Origin of the sequence: Parabacteroides chinchillae, assembly GCF_900108035.1 — a bacterium.
In the GTDB taxonomy this organism is placed as follows: domain Bacteria; phylum Bacteroidota; class Bacteroidia; order Bacteroidales; family Tannerellaceae; genus Parabacteroides; species Parabacteroides chinchillae.
The window spans coordinates 149,834-174,030 of record NZ_FNVS01000009.1 but is presented as its reverse complement, the minus strand read 5'-3'; the positions used below and the strand labels follow the sequence as shown (position 1 = coordinate 174,030).

The window sequence follows — 24,197 nt, the reverse complement described above, 5'->3', positions numbered from 1 at the left end:
TACAAGCTTTCCATCTATAGGAGAGCGCATTTGGTGGTAGCCTCAGGTATTGATGCAGTGCGTGCGATGGCACTTTGTAAACCCTGTGTTATTTTGGGTGATTACGGTTTAGGAGGAATAGTGACACCTGCCAATTATGATCATCTGCAATCTGTTTCTTTTAGAGGTCGTAAAGGTGCTTGCTTCAAAGAAATGGTTCCTTTGGATTTGTTGGAAGTGGAAATTCGGAAGTATTTTGCGTCTGATATTGAAGAAACTTCTTTGGAAATTCAAAAGAAAGTAATGACGGATTATGGTAAAAATAATGGCATTAATATACAATATGATATATAGTGAAGATTTATTGCCGAGAATTGAAGATATTCCCATTGATTGGGTGATAACGACCGACCGCAAATACTTTCAACAGGCTGCTTTAATTGTCTTCCATCTTCCTGGTTTATATCAAGAATTAGAAACGGATTTGGATAAACAGGAGGGACAAATGTGGATTAGCTGGTTTTTAGAGTCGGAAAAAAATGACCCGCTGATTAATGATCCGGAAATCAAGGATGTATTCGATCTGTCGATAAGTTATTGTAAGGATAATGAACAAAAAGAACATCCATTAATATATTTGTGCCGTAACTATCCTATCATAGATCCGTAAGCGGCCGGCCAACTTCGACTATTAATTTTCTATCCGCTTTTTAGTTATAAACATAGAGGCTTAGTACATTATCCGAATATTTTTGCAGGTTTCGAAATCTTTATTACTTTTGTTAATTAAAAAAACGGCAAATATAAACGTACAACTATGGTAGATACAAAGCAACATGTAAAAGCGTCGGAAGATAAAATGAAGTTCGCAATAGAATACCTTGACGAACAATTGTCTCATATCCGGGCCGGCAAAGCAAATCCGAAAATTCTGGATTGTGTAAAGGTCCCTTATTACGGTAGTTTGGTTCCGCTTACCAATGTGGCAACTGTAACCGTACCTGATGCAAAAACAATCATGATTACTCCTTGGGAAAAAAAGATTATTCGTGATATAGAGAAGGCTATTTTAGATTCTGAAGTAGGTATTACGCCGGATAATAACGGAGAGATTATTCGTTTGGGAATTCCTCCTCTGACAGAGGAACGTCGCCGTCAGTTGGCAAAACAATCAAAACAGGAAGCTGAGAGTGCAAAAATCAGTATACGTAATGCACGTCGTGATGCAATTGAAGCTTTGAAAAAGAGCGTTAAATCTGATGGTGTACCTGAAGATGTAGAAAAAGATGCAGAAGGGGAAGTGCAAAAGATACATGATAAATATATCAAGAAAGTGGAAGAAATCTACGCCGCAAAAGAAAAAGAAATAATGACCGTATAAATAAGCTGGCAGTTGACAGTTGACAACGTTTTATATTTACCTGTCACTTGTCAACTGTCACTTGTCAACTGATATGAGAGGGTTAGTAATAAAAAACACAGGTAGTTGGTACACTGTTCGTACGGAAGACGGACGCGATATCGAGAGTAAGATCAAGGGAAACTTTCGTTTGAAAGATATTCGCAGTACCAACCCTATAGCTGTGGGCGACCGTGTGGTGATAGATATAAACCAGGAGGGAACCGCTTTTATTTCTGAAATTGAAGACCGTAAGAACTATATTATACGCCGAGCATCCAATCTTTCCAAGCAATCTCATATCATTGCTGCAAATCTGGATCAGGCAATGCTGATCGTTACAGTAAACTATCCTATTACAACTACTATATTCATTGATCGTTTTTTAGCAACAGCCGAGGCTTACCGCGTCCCCGTGAAACTGGTATTTAATAAAGTGGATCGTTATCGTGGCGAAGATCGTGAATGCCTGGAAGAACTTATTAAGCTTTATACAAAAATTGGTTATCCCTGTTCTAAATTGTGTGCTCGTACAGGGGAAGGATTGGATGAGCTAAAGGCTGAACTGAAGGATAAGATTACACTTCTGTCTGGACATTCGGGAGTGGGTAAATCTACTATAATTAATACAATGGTTCCGGGGGTGAATTTACGGACAGGTACGATTTCCGAATACCATAATAAAGGAATGCATACTACAACATTCTCTGAAATGATTCCCTTACCGGATGGTGGCTATATTATCGACACTCCGGGCATTAAAGGTTTTGGAACAATAGAGATGGAAGGTGCAGAAGTGTCCCATTATTTTCCGGAGATTTTCAGTTTTTCTTCCGAATGTAAATTTAGTAATTGTTCGCATCGGCATGAGCCGGGTTGCGCTGTGCTTAAAGCAGTGGAAAACCATCGCATCAGTGAATCCCGCTATAAGAGCTATCTTAACATTCTTGACGACAAGGAAGAAAGTAAATATCGCGAAGAATATTAATGCTCTATACAGCCGGTAAACTCATTCCTGTGATTTTACGGTACAAATCTAGTGCGTATACATCAGTCATACCGGAAATATAATCTAACACACATTGTATTTTGCCATAAGTGCTGGGTGCATTTGTGTTATATTGTTCAGGTATACGCTGCAGAAGCAATTTGCTATAAGCATGATCCTGATTCATGACTGCTTCCGTGAGGCTGTCTATCAGGTGGCTGAAAATATGATACCCCGCTAATTCTATGTCAAGTACTTCTTTTGCTTTATATATCTTTTTGTAGGCTGTGGCGGAACATGTTTGATATGCTTCCTGCGCTTTCCCTGATATTTGTTCGATTAAAGGCGTATGATAAGAGCCATCCAGTAAGCCATTTTCATTTTCAAGGAACACCCGTGAACATTCGTCTACCAGCAATCCGATGATACATGAACGCAAGTAAGCTATCTGTTCGTTGGTATCATCTACCATTTTCATTATTTTTACAATATGTTCAAGACGCTCTCCTTCAAAAAAATTAAGTAGTAGATTGATAGCTTCTTCTTTTGTCAGGATATGTAATTTGCAGGCATCTTCTATATCCATAATTTGATAACAAATATCGTCGGCCGCCTCAACCAGGTATACCAGGGGATAACGGACAAACCTATTGTTGTTTTCTTTACTTTTACAAATGCCGAGTTCGTTTGCAATTTGCATATAAGTATCTTCTTCAGACTGGAAAAAACCAAATTTGCCTTTTGAGCCTGATTGAGTAGATGCGTATGGATATTTAATAATTGATGCAAGTGTACTGTAGGTTAAAGCAAATCCTCCTTTTCGTCTTCCTATAAACTGATGAGTTAGCAACCGCATAGCATTTGCATTTCCTTCAAAATGGACGAAATCTTCCCAACGATTACCCTCTTTGCGAACTTTTTCCTCTAATTTTCTACCGTTTCCTTCCGAAAAATAGGCAGAAATAGCACGTTCGCCCGAATGTCCGAAGGGGGGATTTCCCATATCATGGGCTAAACATGCTGCAGAGACAATGGAGCCTATTTCCGGAAAGTTAATACTCCCGTTGGGATACTTTTGCATTAATCCTTTAGCTACATTATTACCCAGGGAACGTCCTACGCACGATACTTCCAGGCTATGTGTAAGTCTGTTATGGACAAAGATACTTCCGGGCAGGGGGAAAACTTGTGTTTTATTTTGTAGCCGGCGAAAAGGGGAAGAAAAAATTAAACGGTCATAATCTCTTTGGAAGTCTGTACGCTCATGTTTTCGTTCGTGATATTCTTCCATCCCGAAACGTTTTCCGGAAAGTAGTTGCGTCCAATTCATAATTTTCTGATTATTTTTTCGATACACAAATGTATGAATTAATCGTAAAGACAAGAAGTTGTAATGTGAAAGATATATTAAATGTGATTTTTTTTAGTTTTCTTAGAACTAAATCATAAAAAGATTTGTTCTTTTAAATATGTTAATAGATATACCTGAAATGCACCTGACTTCAAGTTAAAATTATAAGATTATTATAATATTTATGAGAAGAATGTTAGTAAATCTTATTTTATATGTATATTTGCATCAGCTAAAATTAAAATCAACCATAGTTCTAAGAAGACTTGGCGCTCAAAATGTAAATTAAAATAGGACTTTGGTCTAAAAATTAATATGAAGAGAACTATATTTATTAACTCGCCTAAACAATCTAGCTTTATGAGAAAGAGCTTAATTTTATTTGTGCTGTTCTGTATAGGGGCATGTACAAGTGTGCTATGGGCACAAAACAAAGTGAGTGGCGTCGTAATGGACAAAGATGCCAACATGCCGTTGATCGGTTGTAACGTTGTTGAAAAGGGAACAACAAACGGCACGGTTACCGATTTAGATGGTAAGTATGTATTAGAGGTAGGTGCTAATGCCATCCTCGAATTCTCTTATTTAGGAATGGAAACCATTACAGAACCTATTAATGGCCGTTCCGTAATTAACGTAGACATGTACTCCGATTCTCAGAAGATCGACGAAGTTGTTGTTACTGCTATGGGTATTCAGCGAAAAGCCAAATCGCTGACATATGCAACCCAACAGCTTGCCGGCCAGGAACTGACACGTGCAAAAGATGCTAACTTGATTAATGCATTGCAAGGTAAAGCAGCCGGTATGGTAATTACCCCGAATGCTACCGGTGCCGGTGGATCTTCAAAAATTATACTTCGTGGTAATAAGTCTGTTTATGGAAACAACCAACCTTTGATCGTTATTGATGGTATTCCGATGAATAATCCTGAAACGACTCAGTTGTCTGGCGAATATGAAGGACGTGACGGAGGTGACGCTTTAGGTAACCTGAACCCTGACGATATTGCCAGCATGAACGTGTTGAAAGGTGCTTCTGCTGCTGCATTATACGGTAGCATGGCTGCCAATGGTGTTATCATGATTACAACTAAGAAAGGCCGTGATGGTGCTGCACGCGTAGATTTTTCTTCTAATATAACGTTAGAGACCCCACTGTCACTCCCCAAACTACAAGGTCGTTATGGTGCTGTTAAAACAGGAGACCAGTTGAGTTTGATGAGCTGGGGAGAAAAGATTGCTGATAATGATAAGAAAGCAATGGATAATGTAAATGACTTTTACCGTACAGGTTCTACCTACATTAACTCTGTTACAATTAATGGTGGTACCGAGAAAATCCAGAGTTTTCTTTCTTATGCAAATACAACTGCGCTGGGCATTATGCCTACTAATGATTTTCAACGGCATAATATGTCAATGCGTGAAACATTCAACTTGTTTAACAATCGTTTGACTGTTGATGCTTCTCTTTCATATATTACACAAAAAGCAACAAACCGTCCTCATGGAGGTACGTATATTAACCCATTGACAGGTTTGTATACATTCCCTCAAAATGGAGATTTCGGTTATTATAAAAAGAATTTCGAAACGTTTGATGACTCACGTAACCTGATGGCTCAAAACTGGTATACTTCATTAGACGACTTTACAGCTAACCCATATTGGTTGCTAGAACGTGTTCAGGCTAAAGAAAAGCGTGATCGTGTGATGGCTTCGGCGACAGCTAAATTGAAGATTACTGATTATTTGAATGTTCAGGGTCGTTTGAGTGTTGATAATACATTTGATAAATTTGAACGTAAATGGCATGCCACTACCAATATCAACTGGGCGGCTCATGCTAATGGACGTTACCGTCAGGAACGTTTTGATGCAAAGCAATTCTATGGGGATTTCTTGATTAACTTTAATAAAACCTGGAATGAAAAATGGGAATTAAATGCTTCTTTAGGAACTAGTTTCATGGAATCTAAAGTTCAAAATACATTATTGGATAGTGATAAACTGGGTCTTATCGAGGCAAATTTCTTTGTGCCTGAAAATATTAATGGGAATGGTAACCAACGCATGAGTAATCCTCATAAACGATTGAATTCTGTGTTTGGAACAATACAATTCGGCTTTAATGGTATGATTTATTTGGATGTGACAGGACGTAATGACTGGGCTTCCGCTTTAGCATATACACAGAACTATTCTTATTTTTATCCTTCAGTGGGTTTAACTGCTTTGTTGAATGAAATAATTCCGATGTCTGAAAAGATTAATCTGTTGAAGTTGCGTGGTTCTTATTCTGTTGTAGGTAATGATGTTCCTGCTTATATTACTTATCCAATGGATGGTATTAACTTAGGGCAACTAGAACCGAATACAAAGGAGCCATTCTCTGAAATGAAGCCGGAAAAGATGCATTCTATGGAGTTTGGTCTTGATCTGACGATGTTCGATAATCGTTTTAACTTTGATGTTACATATTATAAGACGAATAATAAGAACCAATATTTTACTATTGATGCTCCGTTGGCTTCTGGTTATGAGCAATATTACATAAATGCCGGAGATATCCAGAACCAGGGTTTTGAAGCTTCTGTAAGTTATCGTTGGGATTTTGCTAAGGATTGGAGCTGGAGACCTGAGTTCAATATTTCATATAACGATAATAAGGTTAAGAAATTGGACGACCGTTTAGCTGATGGCGTACAAGTTGGTAGTGGTGCCGGTTATCGCTTTATGTTGAAAGAAGGCGGATCTTATGGTGATATTTATGGTAAAGATCTGAGACGTAACGAAGATGGTTCTATAGCCTTATCAGATAAAGGTGAGATAATGTTGACCGAAAATGAAGTTTATCTGGGTAATGTGAACCCTAAATGGCAAATGGGTTGGGGTAATACATTTACTTATAAAGATTTCTCGCTCTACTTTTTAATTGATGGAAAGATTGGAGGTAATACAATTAGTATGACACAGAGTTACCTGGATAGCTTTGGCGTAACAGAAGAGACAGCCGATGCTCGTGATAATGGTGGTGTTGATATAGGTAACGGCCAGAAAATGGATGCCCAGAAATATTATTCTTCAACTTCTGGTAAAGAAGGTGCAAAAGGTAATTATGTATATTCTGCAACAAATTTCCGTCTGCGTGAATTGTCTTTAGGATATACATTCCGTAATTTGTTGGGAGCTTCCAAGAATCTAAACTTGTCATTTGTGGCTCGTAACCTATTCTTTATTTATAAAGACTCTCCTAATGATCCGGACTTATCTGTTTCTACTAATAATGCATGGAAAGGATATGATTCATTCGGCCTTCCTGCAACACGTAGCTATGGTATTAATTTGAAGGTTACATTCTAAAAACGTCTATCATTATGAAAAAGAATATATTTAAACAAATAAAAAACACATTGCCGTTTTGGGGAATTGCTCTTATAATGGGAGCAACGGCTTGCACGGATAGTTTTGAAAATATCAATACAAATCCAAACGGTCTGAAGCCTTCACAGGTGAAAATCGCATCCCGTTTCAACCAACCGATAGTTTCTGTATATTTGAATTATCAAAATAGAAACTATGAATTCCAACTACAGCAAAATCTGAATGCAGATCTGTATTCTGGCTATATGGCTAATCCGACGCCTTTTAACGGAAATAAGAATAATTCAACTTATGCACTACAGGAGGGTTGGAATGAGACCCCATTCAAAGCTGGTGAGCTTTATGTAATGAAACCTATCAGTGATATTCTGAAATCAACCGAAGCTTTGGATTATACTTCTATTGCTAAGATTATTCGCGTAGAAGCTATGCACCGGGTTGTAGATTGTTATGGACCTATTCCATATACAAAGGCTATGCAGGGAGGTTCATCTGTGCCTTACGACGATGTAGAAACGCTTTATAAAACTTTCCTTACAGAACTGGAAGAGAGTGTAAATGACTTAACTACTTTTGTTGATGGAGGTAATGCAGAATCTAACCGTTTGTCAGACTTTGACATAGTGTGTGGTTCGGATCATAAGCAGTGGATTCGCTTTGCTAATACATTACGTTTACGTCTTGCTATGCGTCTTTCTGTTGTTGCTCCGGAAATAGCACAAAAAACAGCAGAGGCTGCCGTCGGCCATAAATATGGCGTATTGGTAGCTGGCAATAAAAATGTGGAAGTGATAGATGCAACATTAATGAATCCTTTGGCTGAATGTAATATTGGTTACAATGATATGCGTGCAGGTGCATCTTTGGTAAGTCTTTTGCAAGGGTATAGCGATCCGCGTTTACCAATCTATGTTACACAAGTTGGATGGTTTAAAGACAAAGGTGTAAGTCAGGATATAAAAGATAGCCAGGGTAAAAAAACGAATAAGATTGGCCAATATGTTGGTATTCGTCAGGGAACTCTGGTAGATAAGGATATTTATCAGGTATATTCTACTGTAAATATGTCTTTAACAACAAGAATGGCTGATTATACGGGAAATAATGTTCAATTGTCTAATCATTTGCCGTGGATGAAAGTTGCAGAAGCTTATTTCTTGCGTGCAGAAGGTGCTTTGCGTGGTTGGAACATGGGTGGTTCTGCAAAAGAATTATACGAACAAGGAATAAAAGTATCGTTCGACGAATATGGTATTCCTGCTTCGGAATATGCAAAGTATATTGAGAATAATACAGGTGTGGGTGCTGATTATGAAGATCCTCATAATACAGTAAACAATATTAAAGGGCTTGATAAGTGTACTGTTAAATGGGACGAAGCGGCTTCAAAAGAAGACAAACTTCATAAGATAATTAACCAGAAATGGTTAGCTATGTATCCTGAAGGCCAGGAAGCATGGAGCGAATTCCGTCGTACAGGCTACCCTAAATTATTCCCGGTAGTGAATAACTTTAGCGCAAACATTGCAAATGGCGATTTTATCAAACGTCTTCCTTTCCCGCGTAATGACAAGAATGCTAATGCTGCTGAAGTTGAAAAGGCCAAAGCTTTGTTGAACGGTCCGGATAATGAAGCTACTCGTCTTTGGTGGGATACTGGTAGGAATTTCTAACCAGCATTTGGTTAGTAATTTATTATAACGGAAAAAGCCTGTCTGACAAAAAGAGTCGGACGGGCTTTTTTGTTTTATGGGGCTGTAATGTAAATATATTCAGATAGGCAACTAAACCGAAAAGGATAGGCATCGGGATTATATTTGGTAAGCATTTGGTAAATGTGGAACGATGGAGGGTATAATTTTATTCTTATATTTATACTCTAAACTAATTAGTGTTATGAAAAAATATAATTGTAACTTTTTCACTGTATGGTTATGCCTTTTGTGCTTACTTGTTCCGGTTCATATTAAGGCAATAGAAGTCATTAAGTTGCTTGAGCCGGGTCAAAAAGTGTTGTTGAACTCCGGCTGGATTGCCCGAAGGGCAAATGAGGTAAAAGTAGATGGCAACACACTCTCGGCAGTCCCTTTTGATAAGGCAGGATGGCTATCTGCCCGTGTTCCCGGTACGGTACTGACTACAATGTTGGAGAATAAATTATTCCCCGCTCCGGAGTTTGGGGTGAATAATAACCTGATACCCGATATTTATGAAACAGGTTCCGGTTTTTATACTTTCTGGTTTGTGAAAGAATTTAAAACGCCCGACTTACCTCAGAATAAAAATGTATGGCTTAACTTCAGGGGAATAAATTATAAAGCGGATATCTTTCTGAACGGAAAACGTATCAATGCGACTACACATGAAGGAATGTTTCTTCGGAAAAGTTTTGACATAACTCCTTATCTTCATTCCGATAAAGCCAATATTCTTGCTGTTATTGTATTTCCTCCTACTTATCCCGGAAACCCGAATGGCGGACAAGGTGGCGACGGAATGATTGCCCGCAATAATACAATGCAATATACCCCGGGCTGGGATTGGATTCAGCCGGTGCGTGACCGTAATACCGGCATTTGGGATGAGGTTTCTATTACGACAACAGGTGCGGTTAAAGTGGAACATCCTTACGTAATAACTAAAGTGCCCGGTATACGCAGTCCTAAAGATAAACAACAGAAGGATGCGTTTGTAAAAACCTCTGTGGAACTGGAAAACACTACAAACGTGCCACAGCAGGGTATGCTGGTCTGTGAAACAAACGGGCAAACATTGAAGCAGTCTGTTTCTTTGCAGCCGAAAGAAAAGAAATGCATTGCGTTTAAAGATTTGAGTATAAGAAATCCGGAACTTTGGTGGCCTAACGGCATAGGTAAACATCCCCTTTATAGAATGGACATTCGCTTCGAGCAGAATGGACAGGTCAGCGATAGCGAAAATCTTCATTATGGTATACGCGAAATCGCGACCGAAAAAGATCCGGTTACGGGTGGACGTATGTTCTTTGTTAATGGACAGAAAATTTATATTACAGGCGGAAATTATATCAACTCCGATTGGTTGCTTCGTCTTTCTCCCGAGCGTTACCGGGATGAGGTACGTTTCCATGCCGAAATGAATTTGCGTATGATGCGCATATGGGGTGGGGCTTTGCTTGAACGCCCTGAATTTTATGATGCATGTGACGAATACGGTATTCTGGTTTTTCAGGATTTATGGGGTAGTGGAGATTGCAACGGCGCCTGGGAAGATCCTACGAAACTGGAATCGCAGGAACGTCGTTGGGAATATCCGGATAATCATGATTTGTTCATAGCTTCTGTTGAAGATCAGGTAAAGATGGTGCGAAATCATCCAAGCCTTTGTTTCTGGTGTGGCGCGAATGAATGGCCTTTGGCAAAAGATATAGATGAAAAGTTGAAAACGGAAGTATTCCCTAAGCTCGACCCTGAACGTCTTTTTGCCAGTTTTTCTACAGATACGGTATTTACCCGCAATTTGTTAGGTGATAATGGAGATGGTCCTTACGGTATCCAAGAGGTAGAGTGGTTTTTTACTTTTCGTTCTCATCCGTTTAATCCCGAGGCCGGGTCGGTTGGTTCGCCGGAAATCGAAAGTATGCGCGAGATGATGACGGAGCAGGACTTGGCGGAATTTCCACGTAGAGGCCGGACGCGTAATTACGTGTGGCGCTATCATAAGGATTTGGGCTATCTGGATCAGTTGGAGCGTTTGGGTGAGGTGAAGGATATTGAGACGTATTGTAAGCATGCGCAAGTAGTAAATTATGATCAATACCGTAGTTTTATGGAAGGATGGGCTTCTAATATGTGGAAATGGTATACCGGTATATTGATATGGAAGACCCAGAATCCGTGGACTTCTTTGCGTGGTCAGATGTATGACTGGACATTGGATGTAAATGCTTCTTTATATGGTACGAAAAAAGGATGCGAACCTTTGCACCCCTTCTATAATCCGGTTGAAAAACAAGTAGAACTGTTGAATACGAATATCTACGATTGTAAAAATCTTTTAGTAAAGGCCGAGATTTATGATCGGGAAGGAAAACGTGTTTGGGAAAAGGAAACTATAGCCGATATGGATGCTAATACGGTGAAAGAATTGTTTACCGTTACCGAACCACAAAGCGTGAGCGGTGTTTATTTTCTGAAACTGACGCTTGCAGATAATGAGAGTAAAGAGCAGATTACGTCCAATATTTATTGGTTGACTACTTCGCCAAAGGATTATACTACTTTATATCAGTTGCCAAGAACAACACCCCGTTTGCAAGCCAGATTGGTTAACGGTGGAGGTACTACTTACTCAGGAGTTGTTGAATTGGAGGCTGATAAGAAAATATCTTTCTTCAATCGTATTAAAGTGTTTGATAAAGAAACCGGAAAGCGCATACTGCCTGTTCACTACTCCGATAACTATATCACATTGATGCCGGGAGACAGACAACAGGTAAAACTGGATTTTACTACTTCTGTTCCTAAAGAAAGGATTGAGATAGTAGTGGATAGTTGGACTGCCGATCGTATGGTTTGTCCTCAATAGGTATTTTGCTATATCAGTTCACCTTTTCCCTGGCGGAGTATTTCAAAATCGTTGGTTGTACAGTCTACAATAGTAGATGCTTCGATGCCTCCGTAACCTCCGTCAATGACAATATCGACCTGGTTCTCATATTTCTCATGAATGAGTTCCGGGTCGGTCGTGTATTCAATCATATCGTCTTCGTCGTGCACGGAAGTGGTAAGGATGGGGTTACCCAGTTCTTTTACCAAAGTACGGATGATATTGTTGTCGGGGATACGGATTCCTACTTCTTTGCGGTTTTTGTAAATCTTAGGCAGTTCGCTGCTTGTTGGAAGGATGAAAGTGAAAGGACCTGGTAAGTTTTTCTTCATCAGTTTGAATACCGCATTGCTTACTTTTGCATATTCGCTCAGGTTTGAAAGATCATAGCAGATAATAGAGAGGTTGCTCTTCTGCGGGTTGATGTTTTTCATTTGACAGATCTTTTCTACTGCACGTACATTAAGAGCATCGCAACCAATAGCATAGACAGTATCGGTAGGATAAATAACAAGACCCCCGTCTTGTAAGACGGAGATTACCTTGTCTATTTCTCTTTGATTCGGATTTTCAGGGTAAATCTTTATAAGCATATTAGCCGTAAATGATATGTCCGTCTTTATCCGCGTAATCGTCCAGGCACTTGCTATACTGGTGCATAGCACGAAGGCTCATACCCATGCTTGAGAAGCCTCCGTCGTGGAAAAGATTCTGCATAGTTACTTTGCGTGTAAGGTCGGAGAACATCATGATGCAGTAGTCGGCACATTCGTCGGCATTAGCATTACCCAGAGGGCTCATCTTATTTGCAAAGTCCATCAGATGATCCATTCCTTTTACACCACTACCTGCTGTTGTTAATGTTGGCGATTGTGAAATGGTGTTGATACGGACTCCTTTTTCGCGACCGTAGATATAACCGAAACTGCGGGCGATAGATTCCAGCAGGCTTTTTGCATCGGCCATATCGTTGTAGCCAAAGAATGTACGTTGGGCTGCCACATAAGAAAGGGCTATAACAGAACCATATTCTGCAATAGCGTCCTGTTTTTTAGCAACCTGCAACATCTTGTGGAAAGAAATAGCGGAAATGTCCAGTGTCTTTTCCAGCATATCATAATCCAGATCGTCATACGTACGTTTCTTACGGACATTAGGACTCATGCCGATTGAATGTAATATGAAATCTATTTTGCCACCAAGTATTTCAACGGATTTTGAGAATACCATTTCAAGATCTTCCACGCTGGTTGCATCTGCCGGTATTACTTCTGCATTTAGTTTTTGCGCCAAGTCATCTATCTGACCCATACGAACTGCTATGGGAGTATTACTTAAAGTAATGGTTGCTCCTTCTTCTACGGCTCTTTCTGCCACTTTCCAGGCAATAGACATTTCATTCAGTGCACCGAAAATAATGCCGCGTTTGCCTTTCAATAAATTATGACTCATACTTAATTATGTTTATTTCGGCACAAAAGTACACAAAATGTGCGATATGTACAAACCGAAAGGTTTTCCGCACGGAAGGAAACCTTTCATATACATTTGATTAATTTTGTGAAGCCGATGATTAACTTATATATTTTAGCTCTCTTTATCAAAACAATGCAATTGTTGCCATTGTTTTGTCATAGCCCGAATATCTGCATTGGCAATATCTATATTCTACTTTTTACTATTCTCTGTAGTATACCCTTTTGACCCTTGGCGATACGGATGTAAGTATTTCGTAAGGGATGGTTTTAAGTTTGTCCGACAGTTCGCTAACCGGAAGATCTTCTCCGAAAATAATAACGGAATCGCCTTCGTGGGCATCAATGTCTGTTACGTCTATCATGCAGGCATCCATACATATATTCCCTATTATGGGACAACGATGTCCATTGATCAGAACTTCTCCGCCACCATTACTAAAGTGCCTGTTCAGGCCGTCCGCATATCCAATCGGGATGATGGCTATGCGTGAGTCCCGTTTAACAAAGCTCATCCGGCTGTATCCGATAGAATCTCCATTGGGGACGTTTTGAATTTGTAATATGGTTGTTTTGAGTGTACTTACATTTCTTAGTCCTTTTTGTCCGGATGCGCTTACACCGTATAAACCGATACCCAAACGAACCATATCCATTTGGTATTTTGCAAATCGTTCTATTCCGGCAGAATTAAGGATATGTTTGATAACGTTATACTCCAAACCGGTTTCCAGTTCGGCAGAGGCTTTTGCGAACTTATCCAATTGTTGCTGGGTGAAATCATCGAATATGTATGAATCGCTTCCTGCTAAATGAGAGAATACGGAACGAACTGCTACACCAGATTGTTTTTTTATCCGTTCGCATACAGCCGGAATATCTTCGGGCTGGAAGCCCAACCGGTGCATTCCTGTATCGATCTTGATGTGAATGGGGTAAGAAGTAATGCCCCGGCGTTCTGTCTCATGAATCATGGCCTCTAAAAGGCGGAAGCTATAAACTTCCGGTTCCAGATGATTTTCAAGTAAAACATTGAAACTGCTAAATTCCGGATTCATCACAATGATAGGGATAGAGATACCTTCTTTACGTAATTCGGCTCCTTCATCAGCAACGGCAACAGCCAGATAATCACATCGATGTTCTTGCAGAGTCTTAGCTAATTCATACGAGCCTGCCCCATAAGCAAAAGCTTTAACCATACAGACCATTTTTGTTTCCGGTTTTAGCTTAGACCGGTAATAGTTGAAGTTATGAACAATGGCATCCAGATTTACTTCCAGGATGGTTTCGTGCACCTTCTTTTCCAGTAATTCTGAAATTTGTTCAAAATGAAAATGGCGGGAGCCTTTTATGAGTATAAGTTCGTCTTTGAATTTACGGAAAGAGGGGGATTTGATAAAGTCTTCTGTTTTTAGGTAAAACTCTTTCTCCATTTCGAAGACATTTCCATATTCACATAAATCGCGGCCAATGCCTATTATACGGTCTACTTTCTTTCTGCGAACCAGATCTGCTACTTTTTTGTAAAGGGATTTAGGCAATGTGCCGGATTGCAGGATATCGGAAAGTATCAATGTGCTTTTCAGTTTTTTCTCGACACGCCGACTTTGTTGAAAGTCTAGAGCTATATCCAGCGAGTTGATGTCCGAATTATATGTGTCGTTGATTAACAGGCAGTTATTTATTCCTTGTTTTACGTCCAGTCTCATCGCGACGGGTTCCAGATGCGAGAATTTTTCTTCGTCATTTACACTGGTTGGCTTTAGGTAAAGCATGGCAGCCATACAATGTATCACGTTTTCGATAGAAGCATCGTCTGTAAACGGAATCGTATAGACGCGATTAAATCCTAATAACGTGCAATGGATAGTTGTCTTATTTTCTTTTTTCCGGATCGATTCAATGAATAAAGGGGCTTCCGAATCTGTACGGCTCCACGCAATTGCTTTATGTGACAGACATGCCGATTCTATGCAATTTGCGATGAATGCGTTATCTCCGTCATATATGATAGCTTCGCAATCATTGAATAAACTCAGCTTTTCCAAACATTTTTGTGTTGTTGAAACAAAATTTTCCTGATGTGCTTCCCCTATATTCGTGATAATTCCAATGGTGGGAGCAATAATGGGCTGTAAACGCTCCATTTCATCCGGTTGCGAAATTCCTGCTTCAAAAATACCCAGTGTGTGTTTTTCATTTATTTGCCAGACAGAAAGCGGTACTCCCAGTTGCGAATTATAGCTCCGGGGCGAACGAACGATATTAAATTCGTTATGAAGTAATTGATATAGAAACTCTTTTACTATTGTTTTTCCGTTACTCCCGGTTATACCTATTACGGGTATATTAAATCGTTTGCGATGATTGGTCGCTAATTTTTGAAGGGCTTTTTGTACATCTTTTACCACAAGAAAGTTCGCATCTGCCATTGCGTCAAACTCCGGTAAGATTGTGCTTACAACAAAATTGCGAACACGAAGTTTGTACAATTCTGCGATATATTTGTGCCCGTCATTTGTTTTTGTTTTAAGGGCAAAGAAAAGACTTTGTTCCGGAAAAGAGAGGCGGCGGCTATCGGTAAGCAAAATGCTTATAGTGTTGTCATGTAGTTTGTCTGTTTTTGTTCCTATAATTCCGGCAACTTCTTTAATAGCGTATTCCATTCCTTACTTTAGTTTAGACTTTATTAATTCACACTCTGTTGAGATATCAAAGGAAGGTATTTTATTGCTAATACGTTCCATCTTTAACAAAGTTTGCGACATAAATTGTTTATAGGCTTCACTTTCCGGTTGAAAGGGCTTGTGATTAAGCGCTTTTTTTATTTCATTCCATTCTTTAAATATTGTTAGACTTTTTGAAGATAGACAATTCTCGACAAATCTTTGCCAAATATATTCTACTGCCAAAGACGATGGGTGTAGCATGTCATCTGCATAAAATCGATAATCTCTGAGTTCATCCATCATGATTTCGTATGCTGGAAAATAGGCTGTTTGTGTTGGGAAATTGGTTTGTATTTGATCAATAGCCAGTAATAAAGATGCTTTGCTGAGCTGGTTGCCATGTGCTCCGTCCTTCCAGTGACGGATAGGGCTAACGGTAAACAGAATTTTAAGTTCCGGATTTTGTTCCCACAGAGATAATAGCAAGCAATTCCAATCATCAATAATACTTTGGACAGAAAGTATTTCGCGCAAAAACATCTTGTCCGGTAGTTTATGGCAGTTGGAGACGATTTGTCCGTTACTTTTTAATTTATAAACATATGCTGTTCCAAATGTAATGACCAGACATTTGGTCTTTCGCAAATATTCGGCAGATTTTAAAAGCCGTTGATTCATATTTTCCAGACATTCTGTTTCTGAGATAGACGAAAACCTACTATGATGCGTAAAACTATGATAAGTGCCTTCGTGTAGAAACAGATCATCTTTCGTGAATTGTTCAGGTCGTAAAAGCATCCGTAATGCAGAAGCTATAGAAGCCGGATTGTATAGTGTACCAAATGGATTGATATCTACATCGAATTTATTTTCCTGTAGCTTATTTCCTATGTTTTCGGCAAAACAGGAGCCTAGTAATATGATTTGTTCTCCGTATTCAAATGAGAATTTGCATTTGGGTATTACTATGTGTGTTGAAAACTCCATTTATACATCTTTTTTATAGACAAATGTATAAAATATTTGAATGCCGTCTAGCTATGCACGAAAAAAGAAATGATCGGGATGTTTTTGTAAAATCATCGGGATGAATTTTTAATAACATCGGGATGAATTGAAATATGGCGTGCGAATGTTTTGGTTAAGCGGTTGTTCATATGATAAACAGTAATTACAAGAATGTACGCGTACATTAAATATATAATATACTTGTTCTGTTTGTAATATGTTGTTATATAATTGATTATAGATGTCTGAAGCGACTAGGGAAAACGATCGTTTAGATTCGTCATTGCAAAGGTACATCTTTCTTTCATTCTTGCAACGGTTTTATATTCTTTTTTTTCTTCTCTATCTTCTTTCTTATCAACAATATAACCTATAGCATACAAAACAAACGATTCCTGTTACAAACAGGCCAAAAATGGTCAATAAAATGACTAGGGAAAATGATCGTTTTCCCTAGTCATTTTTTATAAGGACGATCGTTGATAATGAACTTATTACACTTTAGTATTAATATTAAATTTTTAGATTATGAACAAAAAGTTTTCTACTCTTGTAGGTGGCTTGGCTTTACTTAGTTCATTGACAGTGGGGGCTGCTGACTTCGCCAATGTGAATTTTGCGGGAGCTAGAGCTATTGAAAAATTGCCTGCTAGCGACAATGGCTTGTATCAGTTGGGAAATGGCTCCTTTACCGGAACTTATGCGGACAGTGTTGTCTATATGAGTAAAGATGGAGCTTTGCAATTTGTGCCGACTCCTGCTAATGCCGACAGTTTGGCAAATACATTGTGGTGTGTCAATGTGGCTGCTCCTGAAAAGTTGGGTCAAAATCCTACATTTGACTTTATCAACAAAGGTACAGGCCAGCGCTTGGATATTACAATGACCGGCCTCGAAGGTTTGGGCACAATGGAATGGCCTGCTCTTAAGGATTCTGTAATAGTTGGTGGTGAAGTCTATGGATGGGCTTTCTCTAAGTCTTATGAAGGATCACTTGAAAAAGGAAAGCCTTTGTATTCTTATTATAAAACAGACTCTGTTGTTGGTCTTGGTTATAATCCGAGTAACGGATATTTTTATGCAGTAAAAGCAGATGCTACAGAAGCTGCAATTAAAGATGCTGTTGATGGTCTTTTCTTTACTAAACTGACTATTCAGACTGCTCCTGAAATTATTTTGAATGCAAATCAGATCAATACTATTTTCGGCCAACAGAAAGCCGATGCTGGTGTTAATTTGAAATTTAAACCGGAAGTAGCGAAGAACAATCCATTTAACGACAAGAGCAATAAATTCTTTGCAAAACAGGTTGATAATGGCAGTGGAGATTCTACGAGTTATGTTTATGTATTGAAAGCAGACTCTTCGTATTTACGCGTAGATACTTCTTATGCTAATACAATTGGTCATGGTTATTTGGCTTATGGCTGGACTGGATTGAAGGAAACTACAAATAAGATTTCTGCTACTGATTCTTTGAACAATTCGGCATTGAAAGCTCAACACCAGTTCTTGTTCACATATAGACCTTCTGTTGATAGCGTTAATATCTATGTTCACCGTGCTACATTTAAGACAAGCGAAACTGCTAAAACTTGGTCTGCACCTACTGATACTGTTGGATTTGAAAATGCCAGAGTATTTGCTCAGGATTTGGGTACAGAAAAGGTTTTGACAATAGATAGTTTGGACCAGAATGTTCATATTTCTTTGGGTTATGCCGGTTGCGCTGAAGTTGAAAGTGATAGAACTTCTGTACCTAGCGGTTTGTATATTATCAAGAATGCTAAGGGTGAAGTGCTAGCTGCTCCTATCCATAAGAATGGAACTTCTATCGAATGGGTAAAATTGGATGCTCAGGAACCGAGACATATGCCTGCTTATCAATGGGTAATCGTTCAGAATCAAGAGGCTCTGCCTAAAACATCTACTATTAAGGTTATTAACCGTGAGTTTAAAGCTCAGAACGTAGCATCTTTGCAATTAACTAGAGATAAAAATGATAACATTGTTACTGCTGATGCTTCTTTAGGTTTGAATGGAGGTGCTTTGATATTTGACAAGATCGGAAGCCAGGAAGGTGACTCTGCTTTCATTAAAGATGCATATTTAGGTTACAAGCGTGTAAAAGCTGCAGATTTGGATGTTACTAAGTTTAAATTCAATTATTTGCATGCATTCAATCACAACAAGTGGATTGGCTTGAACAGTTCTGCAGATTCAGTTCTGTATGTACAGGATGATTACGCTCCGTTCACAATGAAAGAAGGACGTGATAGTGTGTATGGTGTTGACGTAACAGCAGATCTTTTGAAAAAGATCCCGGGTCTGGCTCAACTACGCAGAGTTCACTATGTTATTTATAACGGAAGCAAATCTTTGAAAGAAACAGCTGCCGGAGATAAATACTCTGTAAGTTCGGTTGTTCCTGTAGATACCTTCTACTTCAAAGAAAACAACCATTATGATGGTAAGCATTACTATGCATTTGTAGAAAATAACGGCTATTGCCAGATTGCTGATGATGCAAATAAGGTAGGTGTTGCCGATGACGGTCTTACAACTCCTCTGAAAGTTCAGAACCTGACTGCAGAATCAAGAACTTCTGCTTTCACTGTGGAAGAAATAGACGCTCCTCTTTACAGACGTTTCAATAATGCTGAGTTAGAAGGAAACGAAGGCGATGCATCTGATACATTAAGATTTGTAGAACAATATCGTGGTGAAGTATTGCAGATTGAAGGAAACAAGAACTTTAAAGTTCCTGGCGTAGACTTCTTAGGTATTTATACTGAAGGTGCTGCTCCTTCCGGATTGTCATTCATTGTTGATACAGCTTGGGTTAACCGTGGTTTGGGTTATATCAAACCTCAATACCTGATCTCAATCGAACGTGATGATGTTAAGGGTACTCCGTTCCAGAGATGTGCAGAATGTCAGAGACTGATCGATGCAGGTAAAGAGCCTATCAAAGATTGTAAACATGACATCCAGGCTACTCCTGATATGCGTTTCGGTAAATATCTTGTAAACTTCGCAGATTCAGTTGCTTTAGGAAAAGAAATTGGTTCTACAAAGAAAGGTTATAACTGGAAAGAATATGACCGTGCAGGTTTCGTAAAAGCAATCCAATATGGTGATAGCTTGTATATATTGAAAGATGAATTTGCAGGTGTAACAAAGAAGGATGTAAATCCTGCTTTGCTTGCTAAGATTATCAAAGCTAATGATGCTGTTACCGATAGCCGTAAGGGTTATATTGTAAACTTGACAACTGATAAGCACAAACTTATAACATGGTCAATGCGTTATGTTAAACCGGGTACTGATAACAAGACTTTCTTGATTGAATCAATGAAGAAAGCTAGTGATAAGGATATTGCTCCTGAATATGCAGCATGGTTGAAGATGCAGAATGGTTGCTTGGTATTGTCAGATAAGGCAACTTCTGAATTCAAAGAAATGACTGGTGGTGATGATGCTTTGATCTTTGATGTTAAGCATGTTGCTAACGACGAAATTGCTACAGATAATGAAGTGATTACTAATTCTGGCATATCAATTATTGCAGGTGAAGGTAATGTAACAGTTACTGGTGCCGCTGGTAAGAAAGTCGTTATCACTAATATCTTAGGCCAGACAGTTGCAACAGCTGTAGCTACATCTGATAATGAAACTATTGTGGTACCTCAGGGTGCAGTTATAGTAGCTGTTGATGGTGAGGCTGCTGTAAAAGCAATGGTTAAGTAATTAAGCAAACGAATTTATAATCAAATATTTTGAATGCTACGTAATGGCTCTCTTTCGGGAGAGCCATTTAGTAACTTGTGAAAAGCGAACAAGTAGCATTATTACTAAGTAAAAAATAAAGTTCTAACTGTCAATACTTCTGTGAAGAAGAACGACAGCTACAAGACAAGCTTTATCAGTTAAATAGACTGATAAGGCTTTTGTATTTATGTCAACAAACTAAGCCTGCAATGGAGTATATAGAATAATTGACCGGCTAAAACTATTATATATGCCGTTAATTCTTTACTTTTGCCACAAAAAGTAATAGAAATGGCGGAATGCAAAAATAAGCATATATTGAGCAGCATAAATAATCCTGCAGACCTGAGAGGGGTGTCGCAAGATAAGCTGGTAGATGTGTGTGCTGATTTACGTCAGTATATTATAGATGTCTTATCTGAAAATCCGGGCCACCTTGGAGCCAGTCTGGGTACTGTTGAATTGACAGTTGCACTCCATTATGTTTTTAATACCCCCTATGACCGGATTGTTTGGGATGTGGGGCATCAAGCTTATGGACATAAGATATTAACCGGACGCCGTGATGAATTTCATACATTGCGCCGTTTTAAAGGAATAGGTGGCTTTCCTAATCCGAAAGAGAGCGAGTATGACGCGTTTATTGCCGGACATGCTTCTACATCCATATCAGCTGCAATGGGTATGTCTGTTGCTTTTGCTTTGAAAAATGAACAAGATCGTCATGTAATTGCGGTTATTGGTGATGGTGCCATGACAGGCGGATTGGCTTTTGAAGGGCTGAACAACGCTTCTGCAAATCCTAATAATTTGCTTATTATACTGAATGATAACGATATGGCTATTGACCACAGTGTAGGTGGACTTAGCCAGTATCTTGTAGATATTACAACAAGCCAGACTTACAATAAAATGCGGTATGATGTGTATCGCGGACTGCGTAAGATGAAATTGATTAACGACGATCGTCGTGAAAATATACTCAGGTTTAATAATAGCCTGAAAGCGTTGCTTACTCAACAGCATAATCTTTTCGAGGGATTCAGTATTCGTTACTTCGGACCTATTGATGGTCATGATGTAAATTATTTAATAAAAATACTGAATGATATAAAAGATATGCAAGGACCTAAATTATTGCATATCAAAACAAAAAAAGGAAAAGGATTTAAACCTGCAGAAGAGTCGGCAACAGAATGGCATGCTCCGGGACGTTTTAATAAAGAGACAGGACAACGCATAGTTGTGCATAGTTTGGAAGAACCTCAGCTTTATCAGGATGTGTTTGGCCATACACTGGTAGAATTAGCAGAAAAAGATGATCGGATAGTAGGGGTTACTCCTGCAATGCCAACCGGATGTTCGATGACTTATATGATGAAAGCCTTTCCCGACCGGGCTTTCGATGTAGGTATTGCAGAAGGACATGCTGTTACTTTTTCAGCGGGTTTGGCAAAAGAAGGTATGATTCCTTTTTGTAATGTATATTCATCGTTTATGCAGAGAGCTTATGATATGCTTATTCATGATGTTGCCATACAAAAGTTGCACATGGTTATTTGTTTGGATCGTGCAGGTTTAGTTGGTGAGGATGGAGCAACGCATCATGGTGTTTTTGATATGGCTTATCTCAGACCTGTACCGAATTTGGTAATTTCATCTCCCCTGAATGAACTGGACTTACGAAACCTTATGTTTACCGGATACAAAACGGCAAATGGTCCTTTTGTAATTCGTTATCCGCGTGGTAAGGGTGAAAAAAAGGATTGGCGCAATGAAATGACGATATTGCCGGTAGGCAAAGGCAGAAAGTTACGTGAAGGAAAAGATATTGCTGTGCTTTCGCTGGGATCTATAGGTAATGAAGTGATAAAAGCAATACAGATGGTTGAAAGTAAAGGCATATCTGTTGCTCATTATGATATGGTCTATTTGAAACCGATAGATGAAGAACTGTTGCATGAAGTAGGCCAAAAGTTTACTCGTATTATTACGGTTGAAAATGGTGTGATAAAAGGGGGACTAGGTAGTGCTGTCCTTGAATTTATGGCAGATAAAGGATATACTCCTTTAGTAAAACGTGTTGGTGTTCCTGATGAATTTATAGAACACGGTTCCATTCCCGAACTATATAAATTGTGCAATATGGATGCGGAAAGTATTGCTGGTTTAATAAGTTCTTTTTGATAAAGAGTGCGTAGTGTATGTATTTTAGACTATTTAGCGTATTATGAAGATTATCATTGCTGGAGCAGGTGAAGTGGGAACACATTTAGCAAAAATGTTGTCTCAGGAGAACCAGGACATTATATTGATGGATCCTAATGAGGAGCGTTTGAATTTTCCCAATTCGGGCATGGAGATACTTCCTATTGTAGGAAATCCTACTTCTTTGCGGGATTTGGAGGAAGCCGGTATCAGGCATACGGATTTGTTTGTAAGTGTCACTCCTGAAGAGACGACAAATGTGACTGCTTGTATTCTGGCTCACCGGTTAGGTGCTCATAAAACATTTGCACGAATCAATAACTATGAATATCTGTTGCCTAAAAATAAAGAATTATTTGAGAAGTTGGGCATTGGCTCTATGATCTATCCGGAGATGTTGGCAGCAAAAGAGATTGTAACTGCCGTACGTCGTCCGTGGGCCCGTCAATATTGGGAGTTGTTTGGCGGGGCACTTATTCTGATTGGAGTGAAAGTACGCGATAATGCCCGTATTGTTAATCGTCAATTGTCGGAGTTGTTGAATGAACAGAAACTTTATCATATTGTAGCTATTAAGCGCCAGAATGAAACGATTATTCCTCGGGGTACAGACAGGATTGAACCTGGAGACATTTTGTTTTTTACAACTACTAAAGCACATATAGAAGATGTGCGCATGCATGCAGGTAAGAAAGACCCGGAAGTGAAAAAGGTCTTTATTATGGGGGGGAGTCGTATTGCAATTCGCGCTTGCCAGTATCTGCCGAATAATATCCGCGTGAAAGTTTTGGAAACCAATAAAGAAAAAAGCCATCGGATAGCGGAAGTCGTACCCGGTAATGTGCTTATAATTAATGGTGACGGGAGAGATACGGATTTGTTGATGCAAGAAGGAATCAAAGATGCACAGGCTTTTATAGCTTTGACTGAAAATTCGAGTACAAATATATTGGCATGCCTTGCTGCTAAGCGTTTCGGAGTATTTAAGACAATTGCTAAAATTGAAAATATTGATTATATATCATTAGCCGAAAGTATGGATATTGGTTCTGTTATCAACAAAAAATTGATTGCTGCCAGTCATATTTATCAATTTTTATTGGATGCGGATGTCTCTAATGTGAAATGCCTGACATTTGCCAACGCTGATGTTGCTGAATTGGTGGCACGCCCTAATTCGAAAATCACAAAAAAGCAGGTTAAGGATTTGCGCCTTCCTCGTGATATGACTTTGGGGGGACTTATCCGGGATGGAGAACCTATGATGATTAAAGGTGATACGCAGATACAAGCTTACGACCATGTTGTTGTATTTTGTCTGGATACGGCAATGCGTAAAATAGAAGACTATTTTAATTAGTTGGCAGTTGGC

At 39.0% G+C, this 24,197-nt stretch carries 15 protein-coding genes; 10 read left to right on the top strand and 5 right to left on the bottom strand.

Annotation, left to right across the window (positions count from 1 at the left end):
- The 4 genes from C4S38_RS15830 to rsgA all read left to right on the top strand — a co-directional run.
- Window positions 1-333 (top strand): hypothetical protein (locus tag C4S38_RS15830; RefSeq protein ID WP_160034687.1); only part of this gene is annotated, 333 nt, incomplete at its 5' end.
- Window positions 305-649 (top strand): hypothetical protein, encoded by a 345-nt coding sequence (locus tag C4S38_RS09100; protein WP_234999333.1) that lies wholly within the window; start codon window positions 305-307, stop codon window positions 647-649. The genes C4S38_RS15830 and C4S38_RS09100, both read left to right, overlap by 29 nt.
- Window positions 650-796: 147 nt before the next feature.
- Window positions 797-1,360 (top strand): ribosome recycling factor, encoded by a 564-nt coding sequence (gene frr / locus C4S38_RS09095; protein ID WP_099463731.1) that lies wholly within the window; start codon window positions 797-799, stop codon window positions 1,358-1,360.
- Window positions 1,361-1,433: 73 nt separating this feature from the next.
- Window positions 1,434-2,366: a ribosome small subunit-dependent GTPase A gene (gene rsgA / locus C4S38_RS09090; protein ID WP_103983471.1), complete on the top strand. Its 933-nt coding sequence runs from the start codon at window positions 1,434-1,436 to the stop codon at window positions 2,364-2,366.
- Window positions 2,367-2,370: 4 nt separating this feature from the next.
- Here rsgA and dgt read toward each other — a convergent pair whose 3' ends face one another.
- Window positions 2,371-3,696: a dGTP triphosphohydrolase gene (gene dgt / locus C4S38_RS09085; RefSeq protein WP_099463729.1), complete on the bottom strand. Its 1,326-nt coding sequence runs from the start codon at window positions 3,694-3,696 to the stop codon at window positions 2,371-2,373.
- Between the two features lie 381 nt (window positions 3,697-4,077).
- Between dgt and C4S38_RS09080 the strand changes: the two genes are divergently transcribed.
- From C4S38_RS09080 to C4S38_RS09070, 3 genes are all read left to right on the top strand, one after another.
- Entirely contained in the window at window positions 4,078-7,083 is a 3,006-nt protein-coding gene (locus C4S38_RS09080; RefSeq protein WP_160034684.1) for a SusC/RagA family TonB-linked outer membrane protein, read from the top strand.
- A gap of 14 nt (window positions 7,084-7,097) precedes the next feature.
- Complete coding sequence (locus C4S38_RS09075) at window positions 7,098-8,777, top strand: SusD/RagB family nutrient-binding outer membrane lipoprotein (RefSeq protein WP_103983469.1); 1,680 nt, start codon at window positions 7,098-7,100, stop codon at window positions 8,775-8,777.
- Between the two features lie 223 nt (window positions 8,778-9,000).
- Entirely contained in the window at window positions 9,001-11,670 is a 2,670-nt protein-coding gene (locus tag C4S38_RS09070) for a glycoside hydrolase family 2 protein (protein WP_103983468.1), read from the top strand.
- An 8-nt stretch (window positions 11,671-11,678) separates the two neighbouring features.
- Here the strand turns inward: C4S38_RS09070 and C4S38_RS09065 are convergent, their stop codons facing one another.
- From C4S38_RS09065 to C4S38_RS09050, 4 genes are all read right to left on the bottom strand, one after another.
- Window positions 11,679-12,284, bottom strand: coding sequence for an L-threonylcarbamoyladenylate synthase (locus C4S38_RS09065; protein ID WP_103983467.1), 606 nt, complete (start codon window positions 12,282-12,284; stop codon window positions 11,679-11,681).
- Window position 12,285: 1 nt separating this feature from the next.
- Window positions 12,286-13,143 (bottom strand): enoyl-ACP reductase FabI, encoded by an 858-nt coding sequence (locus C4S38_RS09060; protein ID WP_103983466.1) that lies wholly within the window; start codon window positions 13,141-13,143, stop codon window positions 12,286-12,288.
- A gap of 226 nt (window positions 13,144-13,369) precedes the next feature.
- The gene (locus tag C4S38_RS09055; protein ID WP_103983465.1) at window positions 13,370-15,835 is read right to left on the bottom strand and encodes a bifunctional UDP-N-acetylmuramoyl-tripeptide:D-alanyl-D-alanine ligase/alanine racemase; all 2,466 of its coding nucleotides are present in this window, start codon (window positions 15,833-15,835) and stop codon (window positions 13,370-13,372) included.
- Window positions 15,836-15,838: 3 nt separating this feature from the next.
- Window positions 15,839-16,825 (bottom strand): GSCFA domain-containing protein, encoded by a 987-nt coding sequence (locus C4S38_RS09050; protein ID WP_103983464.1) that lies wholly within the window; start codon window positions 16,823-16,825, stop codon window positions 15,839-15,841.
- A gap of 549 nt (window positions 16,826-17,374) precedes the next feature.
- Between C4S38_RS09050 and C4S38_RS09045 the strand changes: the two genes are divergently transcribed.
- The 3 genes from C4S38_RS09045 (at window position 17,375) to trkA (ending at window position 24,185) form a co-directional block, all read left to right on the top strand.
- Window positions 17,375-20,596: a DUF6383 domain-containing protein gene (locus tag C4S38_RS09045; RefSeq protein ID WP_103983463.1), complete on the top strand. Its 3,222-nt coding sequence runs from the start codon at window positions 17,375-17,377 to the stop codon at window positions 20,594-20,596.
- A gap of 312 nt (window positions 20,597-20,908) precedes the next feature.
- Window positions 20,909-22,804 carry a 1-deoxy-D-xylulose-5-phosphate synthase gene (gene dxs, locus C4S38_RS09040; protein WP_103983462.1) on the top strand — a complete coding sequence of 632 codons (1,896 nt, stop codon included), beginning with the start codon at window positions 20,909-20,911 and terminating at the stop codon, window positions 22,802-22,804.
- 43 nt (window positions 22,805-22,847) lie between these two features.
- A complete protein-coding gene (gene trkA, locus C4S38_RS09035; protein ID WP_103983461.1) occupies window positions 22,848-24,185 on the top strand; it encodes a Trk system potassium transporter TrkA in 1,338 nt (445 codons plus the stop codon).
- Window positions 24,186-24,197: the final 12 nt, after the last annotated feature.

Bases quoted from the DNA above. Each gene is read 5' to 3' on its own strand.
- rsgA (WP_103983471.1), top strand. From the start codon at position 1,434: ATGAGAGGGTTAGTAATAAAAAACACAGGTAGTTGGTACACTGTTCGT.
- C4S38_RS09060 (WP_103983466.1), bottom strand. From the start codon at position 13,143: ATGAGTCATAATTTATTGAAAGGCAAACGCGGCATTATTTTCGGTGCA.
- dxs (WP_103983462.1), top strand. From the start codon at position 20,909: ATGGCGGAATGCAAAAATAAGCATATATTGAGCAGCATAAATAATCCT.
- frr (WP_099463731.1), top strand. From the start codon at position 797: ATGGTAGATACAAAGCAACATGTAAAAGCGTCGGAAGATAAAATGAAG.
- C4S38_RS09070 (WP_103983468.1), top strand. From the start codon at position 9,001: ATGAAAAAATATAATTGTAACTTTTTCACTGTATGGTTATGCCTTTTG.
- C4S38_RS09055 (WP_103983465.1), bottom strand. From the start codon at position 15,835: ATGGAATACGCTATTAAAGAAGTTGCCGGAATTATAGGAACAAAAACA.
- C4S38_RS09100 (WP_234999333.1), top strand. From the start codon at position 305: ATGGCATTAATATACAATATGATATATAGTGAAGATTTATTGCCGAGA.
- C4S38_RS09045 (WP_103983463.1), top strand. From the start codon at position 17,375: ATGAACAAAAAGTTTTCTACTCTTGTAGGTGGCTTGGCTTTACTTAGT.
- C4S38_RS09065 (WP_103983467.1), bottom strand. From the start codon at position 12,284: ATGCTTATAAAGATTTACCCTGAAAATCCGAATCAAAGAGAAATAGAC.
- trkA (WP_103983461.1), top strand. From the start codon at position 22,848: ATGAAGATTATCATTGCTGGAGCAGGTGAAGTGGGAACACATTTAGCA.
- dgt (WP_099463729.1), bottom strand. From the start codon at position 3,696: ATGAATTGGACGCAACTACTTTCCGGAAAACGTTTCGGGATGGAAGAA.
- C4S38_RS09080 (WP_160034684.1), top strand. From the start codon at position 4,078: ATGAGAAAGAGCTTAATTTTATTTGTGCTGTTCTGTATAGGGGCATGT.
- C4S38_RS09050 (WP_103983464.1), bottom strand. From the start codon at position 16,825: ATGGAGTTTTCAACACACATAGTAATACCCAAATGCAAATTCTCATTT.
- C4S38_RS09075 (WP_103983469.1), top strand. From the start codon at position 7,098: ATGAAAAAGAATATATTTAAACAAATAAAAAACACATTGCCGTTTTGG.